Here is a 16,045-nt window from a genome sequence, read left to right on the forward strand (position 1 = left end):
GAACAAACTCGGTACGTAATGACATGGTATCTCTCGCATCCCAGGGCATAAGCGACTCCATAAACGGGTTCTTATGCCTTAGTTGTAAGTGTCTACCATGTCCCCGAACAAGTGTTCATGATGTCTCCGGACCGTACACCCCATGGGAGAGGGAACCGTATGGTAGCGATTTTGATTTTCCCCCTCTCCCTCAGGGAGAGGGCAGGGGAGAGGGTGAATCTCCCTGTAGCTTACGCTCAAAATCCCGCTTCACCATGTCCAAAGCACTCAGTACCGTTTCCGGAGCCAGTGCGTGCTCTTCCAGCAGCATGATCAAATCCACAGCCAGCTTCACATCATCCGGGGCGTTTTCCAGCGACATCCTTCCTCCTGCTAGCGCGTCATTCGCGCCAGTACGTTTTCTATGTTTTCCAGTGCATCGCGGCAGCGTTTCAGTCTCGTGCTAAACGCATCCACTTCCCGCGCGAGCCGTTGCTGGTCTTCAAGCGTTGAGGCTTGCGCCAGCAGCTGTCGACGCTGCTGCGTCATCTCCAACAGCCGGCGCTCATAATCCTGATGTTGCAGGCGTTTTCTCTGCCAGCGCGTCAATGCGGGAGAACCATTATCCCAGCCGCGCAGCTGCCAGGCGGCGCTTTCGCGGGCGATGGCTTCCAGTTGCGCGACCAGATGTTCTGCCAGCCACTGGACTTGCTCGAATTGCTGCTGTTCGACGGCATGGCGCAGCGCTTTCAGATTGCCTCGTGCTTCCTCTACACAGGCCTGCAAAAGTGAGCTGCGGGTGCGGAATAACTGTCGGTCAAAACGTGCGCCGATCGTGGCATGAAAGGCCATCGGCGCAACCTCGGCTTCCAGCCTTGAAAGGTGATTTTCCAGCGATTGCAGCAACTGGTCTGTTCTCATTTCTTTCTCCAGCGACATTGCTCGCGCCTGTGCTACATTTGCCGTTCGGTTTGATAACCATTATCACTATGAAACGGACTATTCTAAACATCATTGGCTGGCTGGCGGTAGTGTTAGGCGCGCTCGGCGTGGTTTTACCACTGCTCCCGGCCACGCCTTTTATCCTTCTGGCTGCGTGGTGCTTCTCACGCTCATCACCTCGCTTTCACGCCTGGCTGCTCTATCGCTCCTGGTTTGGCGGCTATCTTCGCCACTGGCAAAATCACAGAGCCATGCCGCCTGGCGCGAAGCCGAGAGCGATAGCCATGATGCTGGTGACTTTCGCGTTTTCTCTGTGGATGGTGAAGATCCTATGGGTTCGCATCTTACTGCTGCTGATCCTTGCCGCGCTGCTGCTGTGGCTGTGGCGAATTCCCGTGGTTGATACAAAACAACAAAAAGAATAATGGTCGCAATGGTTATTGCATTTATCGGTGACTGCCAGTACATTCTGGCGTTTTCGAGCACGGGTGCAACGGGTTAAAAGTTAACCGAATGTAACTTTGAACTTAAGTAAAATGCGCCTTGTGAGTTACACCGTTTTAATCAGGCATACACCTATGACCGCAACTGCACAGCAGCTTGAATTTCTGAAAGACAGCATCAAAAGCATCCAGGATTATCCGAAGCCAGGCATCCTTTTCCGCGATGTCACCAGCTTACTGGAAGACCCGAAAGCCTATGCGCTCAGCATTGAACTGCTGACAGAGCGTTTTAAAAACGCCGGGATCACCAAAGTGGTGGGTACTGAGGCCCGTGGTTTCCTGTTTGGTGCTCCGGTTGCGCTGGCGCTGGGCGTAGGTTTTGTCCCGGTGCGTAAGCCACGCAAACTGCCACGCGAAACCATCGCTGAGAGCTACGAGCTGGAATACGGCACCGATCAGCTGGAAATCCACGTTGATGCCATCAAGCCTGGCGACAAAGTGCTGGTCGTGGACGATCTGCTGGCGACCGGCGGCACCATCGAAGCGACCGTTAAGCTGATTCGTCGCCTGGGCGGCGAAGTCACCGACGCGGCGTTCATCATCAATCTGTTCGATCTGGGCGGTGAGCAGCGCCTGGAAAACCAGGGCATCCATTGCTATAGCCTGGTTCCGTTCCCGGGCCATTGATCCGCACCTCCACAACCTCGCCCAATGGGTGAGGTTGTGATAGCATTACCCTCCTGTATTCCACCTTCCAGCGTTTCAGAGCCTGCCAATGAGTTATCAGGTCTTAGCCCGAAAATGGCGACCACAAACCTTTGCTGACGTCGTCGGTCAGGAACATGTGCTGACCGCACTGGCGAACGGCCTGACGTCCGGTCGACTCCATCATGCGTATCTCTTTTCCGGCACGCGCGGCGTCGGTAAAACCTCCATTGCCCGCTTGCTGGCAAAGGGGCTGAACTGTGAAAGCGGCATCACCGCCACCCCTTGTGGCGTTTGCGATAACTGCCGTGAAATCGAGCAGGGCCGTTTTGTCGATCTGATAGAGATCGACGCCGCCTCGCGGACCAAAGTTGAAGATACCCGCGACCTGCTGGACAACGTTCAGTACGCGCCAGCGCGTGGCCGCTTCAAGGTCTACCTGATCGATGAAGTGCACATGCTCTCGCGCCACAGCTTTAACGCGCTGTTGAAAACGCTGGAAGAGCCGCCCTCACACGTGAAGTTCCTGCTGGCGACCACCGATCCGCAAAAGCTGCCGGTCACTATCCTGTCGCGCTGCCTGCAATTTCACCTTAAAGCACTCGATGTCGATCAGATCCGCGATCAGCTCGAGCATATTCTGGCTGAAGAAAGCATTAGCGCTGAGCCGCGTGCGCTTCAGCTTATCGCCCGCGCGGCGGACGGCAGTCTGCGTGATGCACTGAGCCTGACCGATCAGGCGATTGCCAGCGGTGACGGCCAGCTGAGCGCCGCCAGCGTCAGCACCATGCTGGGTACGCTGGATGACGATCAGGCGCTGTCGCTGATTGAAGCGCTGGTGGCCGCCAACGGCGAGCAGGTGATGACGCTGATTCACGAAGCGGCTGCCCGTGGTATCGAATGGGAAGCCCTGCTGGTCGAGATGCAAAGCCTGCTGCACCGCATTGCGATGGTGCAGCTATCGCCTTCTGCCCTCGGCAGCGACATGGCGATTGTCGAGCACCGCATGCGCGAGCTGGCTCGCACCGTGCCGCCTGCTGATATTCAGCTTTACTATCAGACGCTGTTGATTGGCCGTAAAGAACTGCCTTACGCTCCGGATCGCAGGATGGGCATTGAAATGACGCTGCTGCGCGCGCTGGCGTTCCATCCTCGCAAGCCGTTGCCAGAACCGCTTTTACCGGAAAAGGACAGTCAGCCCCAGTCGTTTGCGCCCGTTGCGCCAACGGCGGTGATGCATCCAACGCAGGTGCCGCAACAGCAGGCACCGGCTGCGCCCGCGTATCAGAACGAAGCATTGCCGGACTCCACCAGCCAGGTGCTGGCGGCCCGCAATCAGCTGCAACGCGCTCAGGGAGCACCCAAAGCAAAAAAGAATGAACCGGCCCCCGCATCCCGCGCGCGGCCGGTGAACAGTGCTGCGCTCGAGAGACTGGCCTCGGTGACGGAACGCGTGCAGGCGCGCCCGGCTCCGTCTGCGCTTGAGGATCAACGCCCGCAGAAGAAAGAAGCTTACCGCTGGAAGGCGACCACTATCACCGAAGAGGTGAAAGAAGAGGTCGCCACGCCAAAAGCGCTGAAGAAAGCGCTGGAACATGAAAAAACGCCAGAGTTGGCAGCCAAGCTGGCGGTGGAAGCCGTCGAGCGTGACAGCTGGGCGGCCGAAGTCAGCCAGATGAAATTGCCTAAACTGGTAGAGCAGGTGGCGTTAAATGCGTGGAAAGAGCAGAACGGCGCGGCAATTTGCCTGCATCTGCGTCCCTCGCAAAGACACCTGAACAACGCCGGGGCGCTCAAGACGCTGACCGAAGCGCTGAGCGAATTAAGCGGTTCTCCGGTTGAACTGACCATCGTGGAAGATGATAATCCGGCGGTACGTACGCCGCTGGAGTGGCGTCAGGCCATTTATGAAGAGAAGCTCGCGCAGGCGCGTGAGGCGATTGTGGCAGATAACAACATCCAGACCCTGCGCCGTTTCTTTGATGCGGATCTGGATGAAGAAAGTATACGACCCATTTGACTGTAAGCCCGGCTTGCGGTTGAACCTTTAACATGACTGACTGAGAGATAAGCCTATGTTTGGTGGAAAAGGCGGTCTGGGTAACCTGATGAAACAGGCCCAGCAGATGCAAGAAAAAATGCAAAAAGCCCAGGAAGAGATCGCTCAACTGGAAGTGACCGGTGAGTCTGGCGCGGGCCTGGTGAAAGTGACCATCAACGGTGCGCACAACTGCCGCCGCGTTGAGATTGACCCAAGCCTGATGGAAGACGACAAAGAGATGCTGGAAGACCTGGTCGCTGCGGCGTTCAACGATGCGGCTCGCCGTATTGAAGAAACCCAGAAAGAGAAAATGGCGTCTGTCTCCTCCGGGATGCAGCTGCCACCAGGCTTTAAGATGCCGTTCTGATAACGGTTAAAGGGCGACAGCGATGTCGCCCTTTTTGTTTTCGTTTTCCGCTAATGCGTCGTCAGAATGCCTTCTGTTTTCGTCAACACAGACCCACCTGCATTGCCGAATACCTATCTTTTTCTATACCCGTCGCCGGGGCTAATGTTAGGCTATGGCCCACTCTTTTTTCAGAAGTCTGAGCGATGCAAACCAGTCCTTTACTTACCACCCTCATGGAAGCGTTACGTTGCCTGCCGGGCGTTGGCCCGAAATCCGCACAGCGTATGGCGTTCACTTTGTTACAACGCGATCGCAGCGGCGGAATGCGTCTGGCGCAGGCGTTGACTCGTGCAATGTCAGAGATTGGTCACTGTGCCGATTGCCGGACCTTTACCGAGCAGGATGTGTGCAACATCTGTTCGAACCCGCGTCGTCAGGAAAATGGTCAGATTTGTGTGGTAGAGAGCCCGGCGGACATCTACGCCATCGAGCAAACGGGGCAGTTTTCCGGCCGCTACTTTGTGCTGATGGGCCACCTGTCACCCCTTGACGGCATTGGGCCGGACGACATCGGCCTCGACAGGCTGGAGCAGCGTTTGAGCAGCGAACAAATGAAAGAAGTTATCCTCGCCACTAACCCAACGGTGGAAGGCGAAGCAACGGCCAACTACATCGCTGAGCTGTGTGGTCAGTATGGCGTCGAAGCCAGCCGCATCGCGCACGGCGTGCCGGTTGGCGGTGAGCTGGAAATGGTCGATGGCACCACGTTGTCGCACTCCCTTGCGGGGCGTCACAAGATTAAATTCTGAACAAACGGAGGCGCTTCTTCTCGCCTCCGCTTGAAATTATCCCCACCCAGCCTCATATCCCCCTCAACGCTTTTTTACTCTGTAAACATTGGCATTGAGGAATTTTCCCCATGAAAGGACAAGAAACCCGTGGTTTCCAGTCAGAAGTGAAACAGCTTCTGCACCTGATGATCCATTCTCTCTATTCGAATAAAGAAATTTTCCTGCGTGAGCTGATTTCCAACGCCTCCGATGCGGCGGATAAGCTGCGCTTCCGCGCGCTTTCTGACGCCAGCCTTTATGAAGGCGACGGCGACCTGCGAGTACGCGTCTCTTTCGATAAAGAGAACCGCACGCTGACCATCGCCGATAACGGCATTGGGATGAACCGTGATGACGTTATCGATCATCTCGGCACCATCGCCAAATCCGGTACCAAAGCCTTCCTGCAATCCATGGGCTCCGATCAGGCGAAAGACAGCCAGCTGATTGGTCAGTTTGGCGTGGGCTTCTACTCTGCGTTTATCGTGGCCGACAAAGTGACCGTGCGTACCCGTGCGGCGGGCGACAGCGCAGAAAACGGCGTGTTCTGGGAATCTCATGGTGAAGGCGAATACACCGTAGCGGATATCACCAAAGCCGATCGCGGGACCGAAATCACTCTGCATCTGCGTGAAGGTGAAGATGATTTCCTCAACGACTGGCGTGTACGTTCCATCATCAGCAAATACTCCGACCATATCGCGCTGCCGGTAGAGATTGAAACTCAGGAAGAAAAAGACGGCGAAACTGTCGTCTCCTGGGAGAAAATCAACAAGGCACAGGCGCTGTGGACCCGCAACAAAGCGGAAATCAAAGACGAAGAGTACAACGAGTTCTACAAGCATATTGCCCATGACTTCACCGACCCGCTGGCGTGGAGCCACAACCGTGTGGAAGGCAAACAGGAATACACCAGCCTGCTTTACATCCCGGCGCAGGCACCGTGGGATATGTGGAACCGTGACCACAAACACGGCCTGAAACTGTACGTCCAGCGCGTGTTCATCATGGATGAAGCGGAGCAGTTCATGCCGAACTACCTGCGCTTTGTCCGTGGTCTGATAGATTCCAACGATCTGCCGCTGAACGTTTCCCGTGAAATCCTGCAGGACAGTAGTGTAACCCGCAATCTGCGTAACGCGCTGAGCAAACGTGCGCTGCAAATGCTGGAAAAACTGGCGAAAGACGATGCGGAAAAATACCAGACCTTCTGGAAACAGTTCGGCCTGGTGCTGAAAGAAGGCCCGGCTGAAGACAGCGCGAACCAGCAGGCTATTGCCAGACTGCTGCGCTTCGCTTCTACCCATACTGATTCTTCGGCGCAGGCAGTCTCTCTGGAAGAGTACGTGTCTCGCATGAAAGAAGGGCAGGAGAAGATTTACTACATCACCGCTGACAGCTATGCCGCCGCGAAGAGCAGCCCGCATCTGGAATTGCTGCGTAAGAAAGGCATCGAAGTGCTGCTGCTTTCTGACCGTATCGATGAGTGGATGATGAGCTACCTGACCGAGTTCGATGGCAAGCCGTTCCAGTCCGTCGCCAAGGCCGATGAATCGCTGGATAAGCTGGCGGATGAAGTGGACGAGTCCACCAAAGAGGCTGAAAAGGCGCTGACGCCGTTCATTGAGCGCGTGAAAACCCTGCTGGGTGAGCGTGTGAAAGAAGTCCGTCTGACGCATCGTCTGACCGACACGCCAGCTATCGTGACCACGGAAGCGGACGAAATGAGCACCCAGATGGCGAAACTGTTCGCTGCTGCGGGCCAGAGCGTGCCGGAAGTGAAGTACATCTTTGAACTGAACCCGGATCATGCGCTGGTGAAACGCGCGGCGGATACGCAGGACGAAACGCAGTTCGGCGAATGGGTTGAGCTGCTGCTGGATCAGGCGTTGCTGGCAGAGCGCGGCACGCTGGAAGATCCGAACCTGTTTATCAAGCGTATGAATCAGCTTTTGGTGTCGTAATTTACCCCCCTCTCCCTCAAGGGAGAGGGGATCTGGACTGAGCGGCCTTTCTCCCTCTCCCTGTGGGAGAGGGCCGGGGAGAGGGGGAGCAACTACCCCGCAGCCAAAATTATTCCCCCCATTAACCGTTTCAGCCGTCCCGCCTTCCTTGAGCGAGCCGCCGTCTGGTGGTATCGTTTAGCGCTTTTGAAAAATTGAACCAACATTTGAGGGGATTTTCGCAATGCGTATTATTCTGCTTGGCGCTCCGGGCGCGGGTAAAGGAACTCAGGCGCAGTTCATTATGGAGAAGTACGGTATTCCGCAAATCTCCACCGGTGACATGCTGCGTGCTGCAGTCAAATCTGGCTCTGAGCTCGGCAAACAGGCGAAAGACATCATGGACGCTGGCAAGCTGGTGACCGATGAGCTGGTTATCGCCCTGGTGAAAGAGCGTATTGCGCAGGAAGATTGCCGTAACGGTTTCCTGCTGGACGGCTTCCCACGCACCATTCCACAGGCTGATGCGATGAAAGAAGCGGGCATCAAAGTGGATTACGTGCTGGAGTTCGACGTACCGGACGAGCTGATCGTTGACCGTATCGTCGGTCGTCGCGTGCACGCGGCTTCTGGCCGTGTTTATCACATCAAATTCAACCCGCCTAAGGTTGAAGGTAAAGATGATGTGACTGGCGAAGAGCTGACTACCCGTAAAGACGATCAGGAAGAAACCGTGCGTAAGCGCCTGGTGGAATACCATCAGATGACTGCGCCACTGATCGGCTACTACTCCAAAGAAGCACAGGCGGGTAACACCCAATACGCCAAAGTTGACGGCACCCAGGCCGTGGCTGATGTTCGTGCTGAACTGGCTAAAATTCTCGGTTAATTCCGCGGAAAGTGCCGGGTGGCGCAAGCTTACCCGGCCTACGATTTTCCACAGGCCTCTTTTGTAGGCCTGCTCAGCGCAGCGCCAGCAGGCACCTCGCACTCCCCCTTACCTTTTGCAGCAATTAGTTCTTCTTTCTCTCTTTTCCGTTACACTTATCAGCCCTTTAAACAGTTAAGAGGCGGTAATGCGTCAGACGAAAACCGGCATTCTGTTAGCAAACCTCGGCACGCCCGATGCACGCACTCCTGCGGCGGTAAAACGCTATCTGCGCCAGTTCCTGAGCGATAAACGCGTCGTGGACACGCCTCGCTTGCTGTGGTGGCCGTTGTTGCGTGGGGTGATTTTGCCGATTCGCTCGCCGCGAGTGGCGAAACTCTATCAATCTGTCTGGATGGATGAAGGCTCTCCGCTGATGGTTTACAGCCGCCAGCAACAGCAGGCGCTGGCGAAGCGACTGCCGGACACGCCCGTCGCGTTGGGCATGAGCTATGGCTCGCCTTCCCTGGAAAGTGCTGTGGAAGAATTGCTGGCGCAAGAGGTGGAACACATTGTTGTGCTGCCGCTCTACCCTCAGTACTCCTGCTCAACGGTGGCTGCCGTGTGGGATGAACTGGCGCGCATTCTCGCCCCTAAGCGCCATATTCCGGGCGTTTCGTTTATCCGTGACTATGCCGACGACAGCGACTACATCCAGGCGCTGGCGGACAGCGCACGAGCTTCCTTTGCCGAACATGGCGAACCGGATTTGCTGCTGCTTTCCTACCACGGCATTCCACAGCGTTACGCTGACGAAGGTGATGATTATCCTCAGCGCTGCCGCGACACCACGCGTGAGCTGGTGTCTGCACTCGGCGTCTCGCACGATAAAGTGATGATGACCTTCCAGTCACGCTTTGGCCGCGAGCCATGGCTGACGCCGTACACCGACGAAACCCTGAAAATGCTGGGTGAGAAGGGTATGAAACACATTCAGGTGATGTGTCCGGGCTTCTCCGCAGACTGTCTGGAAACCCTCGAAGAGATTGCGGTACAGAACAAAGAGGTGTTCCTTGAAGCAGGCGGCGAGAAGTACGAATACATCCCGGCATTGAACGCCCAGCCGCAGCATATCGAGATGATGGTCAACCTGACCGCCCCTTACCGCTAAGCGCGCAGGGCAGCGAACAGGCGGGGAATATGCTACTATTCTTCGCTTGTTCACAGCTACCTGACCGCAACCCATGAAATTTCCCGGTAAACGCAAATCCAAGCACTATTTCCCCGTCAACACTCGCGATCCGCTCCTGCAACAAATTCAGCCTGTTAACGAAACCAGCGCCTCCTGGGTGGTCGGTATAGATCAGACGCTGGTGGATATCGAAGCCAAAGTTGACGACACCTTTGTGGCGCGTTACGGCCTGAGCAGCGGACACTCTCTGGTGATTGAGGATGATGTTGCGGATGCGCTTTATCAGGAGCTGGTGCGCGAAAACCTGATTACTCATCAGTTTGCGGGCGGGACAATCGGCAACACCATGCACAACTATTCCGTGCTGGCTGACGACCGTTCGGTGCTGCTCGGTGTGATGTGCAGCAATATTGAAATCGGTGGCTATGCCTATCGCTATCTGTGCAACACCTCCAGCCGCACTGATCTGAACTACCTGCAAGGCGTGAATGGGCCGATTGGCCGCTGCTTCACGCTTATCAGCGATAACGGAGAGCGTACCTTTGCCATCAGCCCGGGCCACATGAATCAACTGCGCGCCGACAGCATTCCTGAAGAAGTGATTGCCGGTGCCTCTGCCTTAGTGCTCACGTCCTATCTGGTGCGCTGCAAGCCGGGTGAACCGATGCGCGATGCCACGATGAAAGCGGTGGAGTATGCGAAAAAGCATAACGTGCCCGTCGTGCTGACTCTCGGGACCAAATACGTTATCGCGGACAATCCAGCCTGGTGGCAGGATTTCCTCAAAGAGAACGTCTCGATTCTGGCGATGAACGAAGAAGAAGCCGAAGCCCTGACCGGTATTGCCGATCCGCTGCTGGCCTCCGATAAAGCGCTGGATTGGGTTGATCTGGTGCTTTGCACCGCCGGGCCTGTGGGCTTGTATATGGCGGGCTTCACCGAAGATGAGAAAAAACGCGTAACGCAACATCCTCTGCTGCCGGGTGCGATTGCCGAATTTAACCAGTATGAATTCAGCCGCGCGATGCGTCATAAAGACTGTAAACAGCCCCTGCGTATCTACTCCCATATTGCGCCATACATGGGCGGCCCGGAGAAGATAATGAACACCAACGGCGCGGGCGATGGCGCTTTGGCGGCGCTGCTGCATGACATTACCGCCAACAATTACCACCGCAGTAATGTGCCGAATTCCAGCAAGCACGAGTTCACCTGGCTGACCTATTCGTCACTGGCGCAGGTCTGTAAGTACGCAAATCGCGTGAGCTATCAGGTATTGAACCAGCACTCACCGCGCCTGACGCGCGGCCTGCCGGAGCGGGAAGACAGTCTGGAAGAGTCTTACTGGGATCGTTGAGAAAATTCCCCGGCGGCGTGATGCTTGCAGGGGCTACAGATTTTTGTAGGCCTGCTAAGCGAAGCGCCAGCAGGCAGTGTGGATGATGTGCCGCGTTTTCCCCCTCTCCCTAACCCTCTCCCAAAGGGAGAGGGAATTAAAACTCCCCTCGCCCTGTGGGAGAGGGGCCGGGGGAGAGGGCATCAGACCGCACAAAGCTTACCCCGTCACCGCTTCCCCAACTGGCGGTTTCTCCAGCAGCGTCAGCATCGTGTTCGCAATCTCTCGCTCGCCCATCACCACCTGATTCGCCCCGCGTTCGGTGATGTATTCCACTTCGTCGTCATAGTGCGCGCGGGCGATAATCTCGATGTTCGGGCATTTCTCGCGCGCTGACGCGACAATTTCTCCGGCCTCGTAGCCGTTCGGGATCGTCAGCAGCAGCCAGCGTGCGCAATCCAGATGCGCCAGATTCATGATCTCTTCACTGGCCGCATTGCCCAGCACCGCGCGAATTCCGCGTTCTCGCAGTTCGTCCACGCGGGTGCGCGAGGTTTCAATGACCACCAGCGGAATGCCCTGCGCCATCAGCTTCTCGCCGAGCAGGCTGCCAACACGCCCAAAACCGACCAGCAGCGCATGGTTGCAGATATCCACCGGGATCTGTTTCTCGTCTTCAATCGCTTCCTCGAGAGTTTGCTCTTCGAGGGTTTCGGTTTTATCGAGGTATTTTTCCAGCACCGCGAACAGCACCGGGTTGAGCATAATCGACAGGATAGCCCCGGCCAGCACCAGATTCTGCCCGGCTTGCGGCAGCAGGTTCAGCGCCATGCCAAGCCCGGCGAGGATAAACGCAAATTCACCAATCTGCGCGAGGCTGGCGGCGATGGTCAGCGCGGTACGCTGCGAGTGGCCGAACAGACGCACCAGAATGAATGCAGCGACAGACTTACCGAAGATAATAATCGCCAGCGTCCCCAGTACCGCCAGAGGCTGTTCGATCAGGACCATCGGGTCGAACAACATGCCGACGGACACAAAGAACAGCACCGCAAACGCATCACGCAGCGGCAGCGTGTCGTGGGCTGCGCGATGGCTGAGTTCGGATTCATTCAGCACCATTCCGGCAAAGAACGCGCCGAGGGCAAAGGAAACATCAAACAGTTCGACCGCGCCAAACGCGATGCCCAGCGCCAGCGCTAAAACAGAAAGGGTAAACAGTTCACGCGATCCGGTGGCAGCGCTGCGAGCCATGATCCACGGCACCAGACGACGGCCAACCAGCAGCATCACGGCGATAAAGGCAATGACTTTGCCGATGGTCAGGCTCATGTCCAGCGCAAGCGTGGCCAGCCCAACGTCACCTTGTTCCATCATCCCGGCGACGGCTGGCAGCAGGACCAGCGTCAGCACCATCACCAGATCTTCCACAATCAGCCAGCCGATGGCGATTTGCCCTCGCTGGCTGTCTATCAACTGCCGCTCTTCAAGCGCGCGTAGCAGCACCACCGTACTGGCGGTCGAAAGACATAACCCGAACACGACGCCGGTCATCAGCGACCAGCCCAGCATGGACGAAAGCGCCATACCCAGCAGCGTTGCGACCAGAATCTGGGCAATCGCGCCGGGAATGGCGATGGCCTTTACCGCCATCAAATCCTTCAGAGAAAAATGCAGACCGACGCCGAACATCAGCAGGATAACGCCCAGTTCAGCCAGCTCAGGGGCAAGTTTAGTGTCGGCAACGAAGCCTGGGGTAAAAGGACCAGAAAGCACACCCGCCAGCAAATAGCCCACCAGAGGCGAAATACGGAGTTTGTTGGCGATCATGCCAAAGATAAAAGCGAGTACCAGCCCGCCGACAATGGTGGTGATTAGCGGTGTTGCGTGATGCATTCCGTCTCCTTTCGCTGTTGCAGGGTCCCCGTTCTGGCTCAACGAACCAGAAATCCGGGTAATAGTTTATGACAATTTCAATCATTCTGTTTATGAATAATTGTTGAATTTTGAGGAATAACGGTAATTAGGCGTGAAAACCGCACAGATCGGAAAATGGAAGGGCATTAACGCCAAAAAAGCGGACAGAGTGCAGGGGAATGCCCGCCAGAGTTTCACTCTGACGAGCAGAAAATCAGGCTTTATGGCGATTATCAGGCAGGAATATGGTCAACATTCCCAGTAACGGCAGGAAAGCACAGATTTTATAGACTTCTTCAATGCTGGTATGGTCGGCAACCACCCCAAGCACTGCGGCTCCCAGGCCGCCCATGCCAAAAGCGAAACCGAAGAAAAGGCCAGAAACCATGCCAATTCGACCCGGTAACAGCTCCTGGGCGTACACTAAGATGGCAGAAAACGCTGAGGCGAGGATAAATCCAATGATCACCGTCAGGATCCCTGTCCATTCAAGCGATGCGTACGGTAAAACGAGAGTGAAAGGTGCCACGCCCAGGATAGAGCCCCAAATAACATATTTACGGCCAATTTTATCGCCGACAGGCCCGCCAATCACGGTACCGGCGGCGACTGCGAACAGGAAGGCGAACAAGTGAATCTGCGCATTCTGTACCGATAACCCAAACTTATGCATCAGATAAAAGGTGTAATAACTGCTTATGCTCGCCATATAGAAGTATTTTGAGAAAATCAGCAGTAACAGCACGCTTACCGCCAGAATAACTTTGTTGCGTGGCAGCGGATTGACTATCGCGGCTTTGGGTTTGCCCTTGTTCATTCGGTGCTGCGCCGCATACCAACGGCTGATTTGTGCCAGCACCACGATGGCGAGCAGGGCCGCCAGGACAAACCACGCCACATTGCCTTTGCCGTAGGGCGCAATAATCATTGCCGCCAGCAATGGCCCCAGAGAGCTGCCAAAGTTACCGCCGACCTGGAACAGCGATTGCGCCAGACCATGACGGCCACCGGAGGCCATACGCGCCACGCGAGACGATTCCGGGTGGAACACCGAAGATCCCGTTCCGACTAACGCCGCCGCCAGCACAACGGCCTCAAAACTGCCCGCCATCGCCAGCAGAATCAGGCCGCTCATGGTGAAACACATGCCAATCGGCAATGACCACGGCATCGGGTATTTGTCCGTCCAGTAACCGACCACCGGCTGGAGCAGAGAGGAGGTGAGCTGGAAGGTCAGGGTGATCATCCCGATCTGAACAAAGGTCAGGGAAAACTCAGATTGCAGTAGCGGATAAATCGCCAGGATCAGCGACTGGATCATGTCATTCAGCAGGTGAGACAGACTGATGGCGCCGAGAATGCGAAATGAGGTTTTGGCTTTTTGCTGGGGCGAAGACGCGCCGGGCAGCGTTGGACTGGTTTCACTAATGGCCATAGAAAATTCACTGTAGTTAGGGTTTAGCGACGTTGGGGATTTTGTGGTCTGTAATAATTATCAGACTAAGATAACGGGCTCAGGCGTTTGAAGAAAGTCTCAATTCTGAAAACATATTTGTCTAAGCTTGTTACTCACTGTAATTTCGGCAGTTGAAATTTATTCAGGGAGAGAGTCATGACATTGTTGAAACGTGGCGTGGTGCTGGCGATGCTGGCGGCGGGCCTGTTGAGTAGCCTGCAAGCCAACGCTTATGAGCAGGATAAAACCTATAAAATTACCATCCTGCATACCAACGATCACCACGGGCATTTTTGGCGGAGCGAGTACGGTGAATATGGTCTGGCCGCCCAGAAAACGCTGGTGGATGGCATTCGCAAAGAAGTGGCATCCGAAGGCGGCAGCGTGCTGCTGCTGTCAGGTGGCGACATCAATACCGGCGTGCCGGAATCCGATTTACAGGATGCGGAGCCTGATTTCCGCGGCATGAATCTGGTGGGCTACGATGCGATGGCTGTCGGCAACCACGAGTTTGACAACCCGCTCAGCGTGATTCGTCAGCAGGAAAAATGGGCTAAGTTCCCGTTCCTGTCGGCCAACATCTACCAGAAAAGCACCGGCGAGCGTCTCTTCAAACCGTGGCAGCTGTTTGATCGCCAGGGGCTCAAAATCGCGGTTATCGGCTTAACGACCGATGACACGGCCAAAATTGGCAACCCGGAAAACTTCACCGACATTGAATTCCGTAAACCTGCTGACGAAGCGAAGCTGGTGATTCAGGAACTGCAGCAGACGCAGAAGCCCGACATCATTCTCGCGGCGACGCACATGGGTCACTACGACAACGGCAATCACGGCTCTAATGCGCCGGGCGATGTTGAGCTGGCTCGCAGCCTGCCTGCGGGCGCGTTGACCATGATTGTGGGCGGTCACTCACAAGATCCGGTTTGCATGGCCTCTGAGAATAAAAAACAGGTGGATTACGTGCCGGGTACGCCTTGCGCGCCAGATAAGCAGAATGGCATCTGGATTGTGCAGGCCCATGAATGGGGTAAATATGTCGGTCGTGCAGATTTTGAATTCCGCAACGGCGAGATGAAACTGGTGCATTACCAGCTCATTCCGGTCAACCTGAAGAAGAAAGTCACCTACGACAACGGGCAAAGTGAGCGCGTGCTTTACACCCCGCAAATCCCGGAGAATCCGCAGATGCTGTCGCTGCTGACGCCGTTCCAGAATAAAGGCAAAGCGCAGCTCGACGTGAAAGTGGGTGAAGTGAACGGGCACCTGGAAGGCGATCGCAGCAAAGTGCGTTTCGTGCAAACCAACATGGGGCACCTGATCCTCGCGGCACAGATGGCGCGCACCACCGCTGATTTTGGCGTCATGAGCGGCGGCGGCATTCGTGACTCTATCGAAGCGGGCAAAATCACCTACAAAGACGTGCTCAAAGTACAGCCGTTCGGCAACGTGGTGGTTTACGTGGATATGACCGGCAAAGAAGTGACGGACTATCTGACGGCCGTGGCACAGATGAAGCCGGATTCAGGCGCCTATCCGCAGTTCGCAAACGTCAGTTTTGTGGCAAAAGGCGGGCAGCTCACTGATTTGAAAATCAAAGGCGAGCCTGTCGATCCGGCGAAAAACTACCGTATGGCGACACTGAGCTTTAACGCCACCGGCGGCGATGGCTACCCGCATATCGACACCAAACCGGGCTATGTGAACACCGGGTTTATTGATGCGGAAGTGCTGAAGCAGTATGTCGAGCAGAACTCACCGTTGGACGTGAACGCTTACGAGCCGAAAGGGGAAGTGAGCTGGGAGTAGGTTGAGTCAGGAGAGTGTGGCTTCCCCTCTCCCCGACCCTCTCCCCATGGGAGAGGGAGAAAACAAACAGCTCGATTCTGATCCCCTCTCCCTTGAGGGTGTACGGTCCGGGGACATCATGAACACTTGTTCGGGGACATGGTAGACACTTACAACTAAGGCATAAGAACCCGTTTATGGAGTCGCTTATGCCCTGGGATGCGAGAGATACCATGTCATTACGTACCGAGTTTGT

The 16,045-nt window shown here is 55.7% G+C and carries 14 protein-coding genes and 1 other annotated feature; of the genes, 10 read left to right on the forward strand and 4 right to left on the reverse strand.

All coding sequences use genetic code 11. The features are described from left to right. Nucleotides 1–190 precede the first annotated feature (190 nt). Nucleotides 191–361 (reverse strand): pleiotropic regulatory protein RsmS, encoded by a 171-nt coding sequence (gene rsmS / locus ACRCWW_RS11660; protein ID WP_438682561.1) that lies wholly within the window; start codon nucleotides 359–361, stop codon nucleotides 191–193. An 11-nt stretch (nucleotides 362–372) separates the two neighbouring features. After that, nucleotides 373–900 (reverse strand): primosomal replication protein N'', encoded by a 528-nt coding sequence (gene priC / locus ACRCWW_RS11665; RefSeq protein WP_438682562.1) that lies wholly within the window; start codon nucleotides 898–900, stop codon nucleotides 373–375. Between the two features lie 68 nt (nucleotides 901–968). Here priC and ACRCWW_RS11670 point away from each other — a divergent pair, with 68 nt between their 5' ends. From ACRCWW_RS11670 to ACRCWW_RS11710, 9 genes are all read left to right on the forward strand, one after another. Beyond that, on the forward strand, nucleotides 969–1,346 hold the full coding sequence (locus ACRCWW_RS11670; protein WP_438682563.1) for a DUF454 family protein: 378 nt from the start codon (nucleotides 969–971) through the stop codon (nucleotides 1,344–1,346). Nucleotides 1,347–1,499: 153 nt separating this feature from the next. Then, nucleotides 1,500–2,051 (forward strand): adenine phosphoribosyltransferase, encoded by a 552-nt coding sequence (gene apt / locus ACRCWW_RS11675; RefSeq protein ID WP_438682564.1) that lies wholly within the window; start codon nucleotides 1,500–1,502, stop codon nucleotides 2,049–2,051. Between the two features lie 88 nt (nucleotides 2,052–2,139). Further along, nucleotides 2,140–4,089, forward strand: coding sequence for a DNA polymerase III subunit gamma/tau (dnaX, locus tag ACRCWW_RS11680; protein WP_438682565.1), 1,950 nt, complete (start codon nucleotides 2,140–2,142; stop codon nucleotides 4,087–4,089). Next, nucleotides 3,419–3,483: a sequence feature (DnaX frameshifting element), on the forward strand. It overlaps the preceding gene by 65 nt. A gap of 55 nt (nucleotides 4,090–4,144) precedes the next feature. Next, the gene (locus ACRCWW_RS11685; protein WP_330983165.1) at nucleotides 4,145–4,477 is read left to right on the forward strand and encodes a YbaB/EbfC family nucleoid-associated protein; all 333 of its coding nucleotides are present in this window, start codon (nucleotides 4,145–4,147) and stop codon (nucleotides 4,475–4,477) included. Between the two features lie 185 nt (nucleotides 4,478–4,662). Beyond that, the gene (recR, locus tag ACRCWW_RS11690; RefSeq protein ID WP_330983168.1) at nucleotides 4,663–5,268 is read left to right on the forward strand and encodes a recombination mediator RecR; all 606 of its coding nucleotides are present in this window, start codon (nucleotides 4,663–4,665) and stop codon (nucleotides 5,266–5,268) included. 110 nt (nucleotides 5,269–5,378) lie between these two features. Beyond that, nucleotides 5,379–7,253, forward strand: coding sequence for a molecular chaperone HtpG (gene htpG / locus ACRCWW_RS11695; protein WP_438682566.1), 1,875 nt, complete (start codon nucleotides 5,379–5,381; stop codon nucleotides 7,251–7,253). A gap of 223 nt (nucleotides 7,254–7,476) precedes the next feature. Next, nucleotides 7,477–8,121 carry an adenylate kinase gene (gene adk / locus ACRCWW_RS11700; RefSeq protein ID WP_438682567.1) on the forward strand — a complete coding sequence of 215 codons (645 nt, stop codon included), beginning with the start codon at nucleotides 7,477–7,479 and terminating at the stop codon, nucleotides 8,119–8,121. 187 nt (nucleotides 8,122–8,308) lie between these two features. Next, entirely contained in the window at nucleotides 8,309–9,271 is a 963-nt protein-coding gene (gene hemH / locus ACRCWW_RS11705) for a ferrochelatase (RefSeq protein ID WP_438682568.1), read from the forward strand. Nucleotides 9,272–9,344: 73 nt separating this feature from the next. Then, nucleotides 9,345–10,649, forward strand: coding sequence for an inosine/guanosine kinase (locus ACRCWW_RS11710; RefSeq protein WP_438682569.1), 1,305 nt, complete (start codon nucleotides 9,345–9,347; stop codon nucleotides 10,647–10,649). A gap of 198 nt (nucleotides 10,650–10,847) precedes the next feature. On the opposite strand, the gene ybaL is transcribed toward ACRCWW_RS11710, so the two are convergent. Together ybaL and ACRCWW_RS11720 are read right to left on the reverse strand one after the other, a co-directional pair. Further along, entirely contained in the window at nucleotides 10,848–12,524 is a 1,677-nt protein-coding gene (gene ybaL, locus ACRCWW_RS11715; RefSeq protein ID WP_438682570.1) for a YbaL family putative K(+) efflux transporter, read from the reverse strand. A gap of 235 nt (nucleotides 12,525–12,759) precedes the next feature. After that, nucleotides 12,760–13,980 carry an MFS transporter gene (locus ACRCWW_RS11720; protein WP_438682571.1) on the reverse strand — a complete coding sequence of 407 codons (1,221 nt, stop codon included), beginning with the start codon at nucleotides 13,978–13,980 and terminating at the stop codon, nucleotides 12,760–12,762. A 177-nt stretch (nucleotides 13,981–14,157) separates the two neighbouring features. Here ACRCWW_RS11720 and ushA point away from each other — a divergent pair, with 177 nt between their 5' ends. Continuing rightward, on the forward strand, nucleotides 14,158–15,810 hold the full coding sequence (gene ushA / locus ACRCWW_RS11725; protein WP_438682572.1) for a bifunctional UDP-sugar hydrolase/5'-nucleotidase UshA: 1,653 nt from the start codon (nucleotides 14,158–14,160) through the stop codon (nucleotides 15,808–15,810). The last annotated feature ends 235 nt before the right edge of the window (nucleotides 15,811–16,045 follow it).

Source organism: Scandinavium sp., assembly GCF_051650185.1.
Lineage (GTDB): Bacteria > Pseudomonadota > Gammaproteobacteria > Enterobacterales > Enterobacteriaceae > Scandinavium.

What these genes read in the sequence shown, in the direction of transcription:
- ACRCWW_RS11685 (WP_330983165.1), top strand. Translation starts at nt 4,145, where the DNA reads ATGTTTGGTGGAAAAGGCGGTCTGGGTAACCTGATGAAACAGGCCCAG.
- priC (WP_438682562.1), bottom strand. Translation starts at nt 900, where the DNA reads ATGAGAACAGACCAGTTGCTGCAATCGCTGGAAAATCACCTTTCAAGG.
- hemH (WP_438682568.1), top strand. Translation starts at nt 8,309, where the DNA reads ATGCGTCAGACGAAAACCGGCATTCTGTTAGCAAACCTCGGCACGCCC.
- recR (WP_330983168.1), top strand. Translation starts at nt 4,663, where the DNA reads ATGCAAACCAGTCCTTTACTTACCACCCTCATGGAAGCGTTACGTTGC.
- htpG (WP_438682566.1), top strand. Translation starts at nt 5,379, where the DNA reads ATGAAAGGACAAGAAACCCGTGGTTTCCAGTCAGAAGTGAAACAGCTT.
- ACRCWW_RS11670 (WP_438682563.1), top strand. Translation starts at nt 969, where the DNA reads ATGAAACGGACTATTCTAAACATCATTGGCTGGCTGGCGGTAGTGTTA.
- adk (WP_438682567.1), top strand. Translation starts at nt 7,477, where the DNA reads ATGCGTATTATTCTGCTTGGCGCTCCGGGCGCGGGTAAAGGAACTCAG.
- ACRCWW_RS11720 (WP_438682571.1), bottom strand. Translation starts at nt 13,980, where the DNA reads ATGGCCATTAGTGAAACCAGTCCAACGCTGCCCGGCGCGTCTTCGCCC.
- rsmS (WP_438682561.1), bottom strand. Translation starts at nt 361, where the DNA reads ATGTCGCTGGAAAACGCCCCGGATGATGTGAAGCTGGCTGTGGATTTG.
- dnaX (WP_438682565.1), top strand. Translation starts at nt 2,140, where the DNA reads ATGAGTTATCAGGTCTTAGCCCGAAAATGGCGACCACAAACCTTTGCT.
- ushA (WP_438682572.1), top strand. Translation starts at nt 14,158, where the DNA reads ATGACATTGTTGAAACGTGGCGTGGTGCTGGCGATGCTGGCGGCGGGC.
- ACRCWW_RS11710 (WP_438682569.1), top strand. Translation starts at nt 9,345, where the DNA reads ATGAAATTTCCCGGTAAACGCAAATCCAAGCACTATTTCCCCGTCAAC.
- apt (WP_438682564.1), top strand. Translation starts at nt 1,500, where the DNA reads ATGACCGCAACTGCACAGCAGCTTGAATTTCTGAAAGACAGCATCAAA.
- ybaL (WP_438682570.1), bottom strand. Translation starts at nt 12,524, where the DNA reads ATGCATCACGCAACACCGCTAATCACCACCATTGTCGGCGGGCTGGTA.